Genomic DNA, 6,915 nt, shown 5'->3' on the forward strand with positions numbered 1-6,915 from the left:
GGCAAATCGGAGTAACGGCGATCGCATCCATTCCGGGATGAATAATCGGCCCGTTGGCGGAGGCGGTGTAGCAAGTTGAACCGGTGGGAGTTGCCACAATTAAGCCGTCGCCTTGATATTGATCGACTACTTCGCCGTCAACTTCCATTTCTAGAATACAGCTCGGCATTCGATCGGCAGAAGCTGGTTTAATGCACATTTCATTTGCTCGTTACCAGGAAGAGCCTGGTAATGCAGGTGCGGAGGCTCTGCCTCCTTCTATCTCGCGGCTTCTGGAGAGAGGACTGTAGGAGGTGCTTAAGTTATTAAGTTTTCGATCCTTAATGGTTCGATTAATCAATATATAGCGGTTCTCAAGCTTGGTGAGGATAGCCCTGTTTGGCCCATGCCCCATGCCCTGTTTGCCCACTCCTAGCACCTCATGTTACGCTCGAAAGGCTATATATCTGCCACATCTGCTCGTAAGCTTTCTCCATCTCTCGCGTAAATTGCTTAGCATTCCACAGCGGAGCAGTTTGCCGCGACTGCCGCAATTTCCAGGATATTTGCTGCCGCAAAGCCGCATCTTTTCCTAAACGAATTCCCCATTCTACATACTCTTCATCACTCCAAGCAATCCCTTCCGAAATACCAGCATTCATCATCATCGTGTAGCTGTTGCGAGCCGCAAACTGCTCCCCCACTCGCGTTACTATTGGCACACCCATCCACAGCGTTTCCATTGTGGTTGTAGCTCCGTTATAGGGATAGGTATCTAGTACCACATCTGCAATGCCCAAATTAGCTCGGTGTTCTGCTTCCGATCCTGTCAATCCTAAAAATCGCAGGCGATCCGCTCCCACTCCCTCTGATTCCGCAACTTCGATAAAAAACTTTTTGATTGATTCTTGATCCGCCATGCCTTTAATTAAAAAGTAACTATTCGGTACAGCTTTAATAATTTGCATTTGCAGCCGTGCGGTATCGGGATGATACTTATATCCCCTCTGAGCGCTCAGATAAATCACAGCATCGCTGCCGATATCCAAACTATCGCGCCGCAGAGTTGGCACTCCCACCTCAAAACCATCGACTGCTATGTAAGTTTGAGGCAAACGCCAGATTTTTTCCGTATAGTATTCCTGAGCTGATTCGGGTAAAACGTAAGGATCGGCAATATAGTAATCAACAGTTGGCACGCTCGACGCATCCCAACCCAACCAAGTCACCTGAACAGGTGCTGGTTTAATTGCCATAATTTCACAAATAGTTGTTAGAGTGATGCTATCAAGATCGACTAAAATATCAATTTCATCTTCATAAATTTTCTCAGCAGCTTCGTGACTATTTAATCCTAATTTATAAGCTTTGTCAACTTTGCTAATGTACCAATCTTCTAACTTGTCGCTGCTCATTTCAGAGCCAAACAGGTAAGCATTTACTTCAAAGCGAGATGGATCGCGGTGTTCAAATACCCAACGTGCCAACCACCCCACAGAATGGCTCCGCAAGCAATGAGACAGATATCCAATCTTCAAACGTTTACTAGGAGGATCGATCTTGAGAAGGGGCGATCGCCACTTACGGCACCGAGCTACCTTTTCCTTAGCGTGATTTTCAACGTTTAATTTAGCAAGCTGAGCTACTTGCCTGCGAATTTGTAGATTTTCATGGGGTTTATCCTGAAAATATGGGAAAAAAAAGACTGCTGAAAATAAGCGAGCTGTGGCAGTTGAACCTAGGGAGTTCGGTTGCTCCTCCAACAAAGACACTAACAGGGATTTGTTTATTTCCAACGCTAAACAAAATTCATCCCAATAGCCGCCAGCACTCATCAAACTTCGCATAATCAGGAAATTAGCATAAATTTTATTTGCTAAGCCTTCCATAACTGAATAGCACAACTTAGCAGCTTCTATTCCTTTAGTATACTGACCGCTATCTTGATAAAAACAAGACAAAGCAGCCAGTAATTCTGGATGTTTTGGAGATACACGCAATGCTAACTCTGTGAAGCGTGCTGCTAACTTAACTTTCCTTGCTGAGTAAGAAAGCTTATAAACAAAGGGTATTAAAAGACTCAAAAAAATTAGGGAGTCTTTGACATGGGCTGTACTAGCTTCCGTCAAGTCAAAGGATGACGGATAAAAAGGAGCCCTGTCTAAAACATTCTTCAACACTTGCATCAATAGCTCAAAGTCTACGCTGTTTCCTGCTTCTGACTTAAGCTGCTCAATGACGCCAATCTCTACCAATTCCTCTCCTGTATAAGTCTCAAGCATGGTGGAGAGCCCGATCGAATGCAACAGGTTGTTGATATCTGTAGGATTAATTTCCCTGATGTGCTGCCGAATTGCCCAAGCCACCGCATAGTTACCCAGATCCCGCTGTCTCTCCGCCTCGGTTTGCAGAACCTCTATTAGTTCTTCAGTCCAACACTCTATTTCTTCAGATTCCCCCTCCGCCAATGCCAGCAGCCAGGTAGTCTGAGCTTCTACCTCTTGTCCCTGCAACAGCAACATCAATCCCAACTGCCAGTAGTGGGACTTGATGCCTGGTTCGTCTTCTATTGCCTGTTCGTACAGCTTCGCAGCCTGAACGTAATTTCCTTGAAGCAGAAATCGATCGGTTTTTTCCTGCCAATCAGATTCTACAGCCGATAAATCACTAGAAACCATAGATTAAGCTGTTCAAAACAGTTTTTATACAATAACTTAAAGCGGGTAGGACTTTGTGTTCTACCCGCTCTCGTCAACAAGCCATACTTGTGAGGCTGAACAATTATTTGGTAACTATTTCCATGCCGGCTGAACAAGTGAGTTCAGTTGCGTTAGCAGGAATCTCGTCTTGAGTAGCATTACCAACACCCGAACCAGAAACTTGACAAAGTATGCTCTGAGTCGTTTTTGCCTCGCCAGCAGTAACCAACCCTACCCCTCCGGAATATCCCTTGAGAGCAGAAGCGGCAGAAGGAACCGGGTTTGCAATGGTCGTAGCTCCATTTATTGTAGTTCCTACTGTGTATTCATAATTAGTAGTTTGAGTTTTGAGACCTAAACCCAAAGCTCCAACGTCAGATCCAAACGCAGTATTCTCTGCGTAATAAGCCTGCTGACCCTTGTTAATTGAACTGACATACTGTTTGGCTTCAGACTGCTTGGCTTTGTTTGCTTGGTTGAGGAAGGCGGGCAAAGCGATCGCAGATAGAATACCGATAATGATGATAACAACCAGCAGTTCAATCAGGGTAAAACCTTCTTCCTTTCTTTTTTTGTTGAGCTGTTGCAGGAACTTGGCTTTAAATTCAGTCTTCATAATTCTTTTCTCCTTGAGGGGTGGGATGCTCGTTTCTAACTCTTATATGTAACTTACCCAGTTGTCGGAGCTTTAATATCACCCCGATCGCAATTTTTTTTTAACCCCCGGTGTTAACGCTCCAAAAGCACGTACAGAAAGACTTCCAGCCCAATCAACAGTTCCTTGACTTCCTCAAAAGCCTTCTGCTGACTAACAGGCTCTTGGTTAACAGCCATCTGGGAGCGGATTTGGAGCCACTGCTGGACTAGCGACACCGCAGACTGCGGCCCCTCCCACAGAGGTAGCAAGCAAGCCGCGATCGCACTCTCGATCGCCACCGGCGCTAGAGTTGGCACAATAATATAACGGCTAATCTCAAACGCCGTCTGACTGTCAATGCAATTAGTCAAATCTTCCCTAATCTGAGAAGTCCTCAGTTGCGGGTGCAGGTGTACCCGCGCTTCGGGCCATTGAGCCTCCGTCCATTCCGCCACGGGCACAAAATCCTGAGTGCGATTTGGATTGCCGCACCAGAAATCAAACAAACGGTGCAGGGGATGCAGCAAGTCAAATAAATGCAGCCGCTCTTCCACAGAAGCTTCTGGCAGACTCATCGCCAAAAACGGAGGCAAATCACCTGCATCTTTGAACAAATCCATCAACTCCCACCTGCGCCAAGCCACCATATTGATAAACTCTAAATCGGCGGCTCTCAACATGGCAAACACTTCAGGAATGCTACAACCTTTATCACCAACTAATAAATAGTTAGACATAATCCATGACTCATTCTGCGCGCGATCTGAGTTCCAGGTAAATGCCTTAAGCCCTACTCCATCTTCTAATGCTTCCATAGTTTCGCGGACTATTTCTATCTCCAATTCTCCCGGACTTCCATCCATTAATCCCATTGCTTTGAAAACAGCTTGAGCGCGAAATACTCCGGCTCTACCATTTGCACTGTGCAGGTTGGTGCGGATGATGCCGTCGGGAGCCAGAACAGACTTCATCGCCTGCAATCCAGCAACAGCATCGGGCAAGAGATACAGAACTTCGTCAGCATTGATACAGTCAAACTGCAACCCTAAACTTGGTAACTCTTCTATTTTTAAAGCATAAAATTCTGCATTCGCAACCCCATGATATTGCAAACGTTGCTCGGCTAGTTTCACAGATTCCTCTGATAAATCAATGCCTACTATTTTCGCTCCCGGATTGGCTAAAGCTAACACTAAGGATTTATAACCGGTGCCGCATCCCGCATCGAGGATAACTTTACCTTCTGTATTGATAACTTTTCTATTTCTGAAGTAGTAAGCAGTGACAAGATTGTGAAGGTAGAGCAATTCGCTGTTGTCTTTTGGAGATTCTTCCAGGGGGATTCTGGGAAAAGGAGTATTGTCAAATTGCTGGCGAATGTTTTCTATTAACTCTAAATTTTCGCTATCCATGTTCAATTACGCTCAATGCTGGCAAATTACCTTAGTATGTCAGAAAATATGCGATCGCCCGCCAAGCCGCAACACAATACAGCAGATTGCAGGTTGATGAAGTACACCGCGCGATTTATCTTATACCAAATTCATAAAATAGCGCTACATATCTACCCCCCCAACCCCCCCTTGTAAAGGGGGGGAGTAAAACTTTCTCTGTAGCATAACTTTATGAAATTGGTATTAGCAGAGGGGAAGACCCGCGCTCTATCTGTACCCAGATGAGCGACGGGATGAAAACCGCGTATATTTAGTAGGCTCAATACCTACTAAATATACATTTAGATGACAATTGATTGACACCGATTCGCACAGATCCTGAGAAATCATTAGTCAACAGTCATTAGTCATTAGTCATTAGTCATTAGTCATTAGTCATTAGTCATTAGTCATTAGTCATTAGTCATTAGTCATTAGTCATTAGTCATTAGTCATTAGTCAACAGTCATTAGTCATTAGTCATTAGTCATTAGTCAACAGTCAACAGTCATTAGTCATTAGTCATTAGTCATTAGTCAACAGTCAACAGTCAACAGTTAACAGTCAACAGTCAACAGTCATCAGTCAACAGTCAACAGAATCGCTCTAATTCATCTGCGTTAATCTGTGTTAATCTGCCCTCATCTGCGGTAACAAAAAGAAAAGTTCTAAATAGTTGGCGCTGTCTTTGCTTCGCCAGCCCTATTTCCCGGTTTGTGCTGATTGAAATACTCGCTAAAAACTCCTAATTAATTATCGCAAACAGGATTATCTTTAGGGCTAATTAACTCTAGCAATTTTTGCTTGATTTGAGCATCAAATACTTCCCATTTCATTTTGGCATAATCGCTATCCTCATTTCCGCCCGAAAGAAATCCCACCGGAATTTCAAAGCCTCCAGCTTGACTTCTGCCACCGCCAAAAAACCGTCCTTCAGCATCTTGTCCGAAGGCTTCTTTGATGAATTCGTCCGGGTCGAGAGTCAGTTTATTAGTTCGCAGCGAGCCAACTACTACTTCAATTTCTTCGTCTTTGTCGTGAACAATTCCATAGACAACGGCTGTGTGTACGTTCTCTTCAGTCACTAAAAAGTCCGCCGCTTGGGGAATAGAATCCCGATCGTCATACCGGAGATAGCCGATGCCGGCGATCGAAAAATTGTTCTGGACGATGCGGTGTTTGAGCGATCGCTCGATCGCATCCATCACCCACTTAGAACGAGACGACTGCAACACCGCATTCAACAACTGCGGGTCATAAAAACGGCTCAAATAAGCCGCAGCTAAAAAGTCTTCCTCCTGAGCTTGTCTGAGCGAGTTCGTATCCGATCGCAAACCGTGCATCAAAGCCGTAGCACACTTGACGTGCTGCCCGATACTGCTGTCAAAAGCCAGCATTCCCGCCTGCAAATACTCCGTAAAAATCGTGGCTGTAGCGTGGATCTCCGGACGCACATCGGTAAAATCTGCGTTCAATTCCCCCTGCAAACTGTGGTGGTCGATCACTGCTGCGATCGGAATTCCTGCCCCTAAAATAAACTCAGTTAAGCTACAAGTTGTACCTTGGTTGTCGATAAAAACACAGCCTTGATAAGCCGACAAATCTTTAGTTTTTGCCATTTCCAGCGTCCACCGCTGCAACGGCAATCCTGTCAATTTCACTAAGGCAATATTTTCTTGGTGGCTGAGAGCACCGGCATAAAGAATCTCGCATTGGATATCGTATTTTTCGGCGATTAATTTGTAAGTCCAAGCGCTAGAAAGCGCGTCGGGGTCGGGGAAATCTTGCATCAAGATTAACTGGCGATTGCCTTTGTGGCGATCGAACATTTGGCGCAATTCCTCGACTTTGCGATCGAGCATTTCCTCGCGGAGACTAGGGCGGTTGTCTTCGGAAGCAACTTCGGCTTTGCGGGGTCGTTTCACGGGCCCGCTGACTTCGGGTAAAACCTCGACGACGATGGGGTCAACCTCACCTTCGCTGTTGTTAGATGTTCGATCTGAATTGGTAGGGGTGCGGTCTTTCATCGTTAAAAATTAACCATTGAATTCTGTCAGGACTGGGGTTCTAAAAGCTCTTAAACCCGGTTTGTTTGTAGGTTTCTCACTGTCATAAGCTGTTGCTCGTATAGATTGTGTATGGCGATGGAGGGGGAGAGGGGGAGAGG

General features: G+C 45.3%; 4 protein-coding genes and 1 pseudogene. All 5 read right to left on the minus strand.

Annotated elements, in window-relative coordinates; all coding sequences use genetic code 11:
• Positions 1-205: pseudogene (gene ppnK / locus WBA89_RS18010) on the minus strand (NAD(+) kinase); the annotation flags it as partial.
• A gap of 214 nt (positions 206-419) precedes the next feature.
• Positions 420-2,657: an O-linked N-acetylglucosamine transferase, SPINDLY family protein gene (locus WBA89_RS18015; RefSeq protein ID WP_424408587.1), complete on the minus strand. Its 2,238-nt coding sequence runs from the start codon at positions 2,655-2,657 to the stop codon at positions 420-422.
• Between the two features lie 103 nt (positions 2,658-2,760).
• Entirely contained in the window at positions 2,761-3,294 is a 534-nt protein-coding gene (locus tag WBA89_RS18020) for a type IV pilin-like G/H family protein (RefSeq protein WP_424408588.1), read from the minus strand.
• A 113-nt stretch (positions 3,295-3,407) separates the two neighbouring features.
• Positions 3,408-4,727, minus strand: coding sequence for a class I SAM-dependent methyltransferase (locus tag WBA89_RS18025; protein ID WP_424408589.1), 1,320 nt, complete (start codon positions 4,725-4,727; stop codon positions 3,408-3,410).
• 770 nt (positions 4,728-5,497) lie between these two features.
• A complete protein-coding gene (locus tag WBA89_RS18030; protein ID WP_424408590.1) occupies positions 5,498-6,775 on the minus strand; it encodes a DHH family phosphoesterase in 1,278 nt (425 codons plus the stop codon).
• Positions 6,776-6,915 lie beyond the last annotated feature (140 nt).

Origin of the sequence: Microcoleus sp., from assembly GCF_049646505.1 — a bacterium.
In the GTDB taxonomy this organism is placed as follows: Bacteria; Cyanobacteriota; Cyanobacteriia; order Cyanobacteriales; family Microcoleaceae; genus Microcoleus.

Bases quoted from the DNA above. Each gene is read 5' to 3' on its own strand.
- WBA89_RS18015 (WP_424408587.1), bottom strand. From the start codon at position 2,657: ATGGTTTCTAGTGATTTATCGGCTGTAGAATCTGATTGGCAGGAAAAA.
- WBA89_RS18025 (WP_424408589.1), bottom strand. From the start codon at position 4,727: ATGGATAGCGAAAATTTAGAGTTAATAGAAAACATTCGCCAGCAATTT.
- WBA89_RS18030 (WP_424408590.1), bottom strand. From the start codon at position 6,775: ATGAAAGACCGCACCCCTACCAATTCAGATCGAACATCTAACAACAGC.
- WBA89_RS18020 (WP_424408588.1), bottom strand. From the start codon at position 3,294: ATGAAGACTGAATTTAAAGCCAAGTTCCTGCAACAGCTCAACAAAAAA.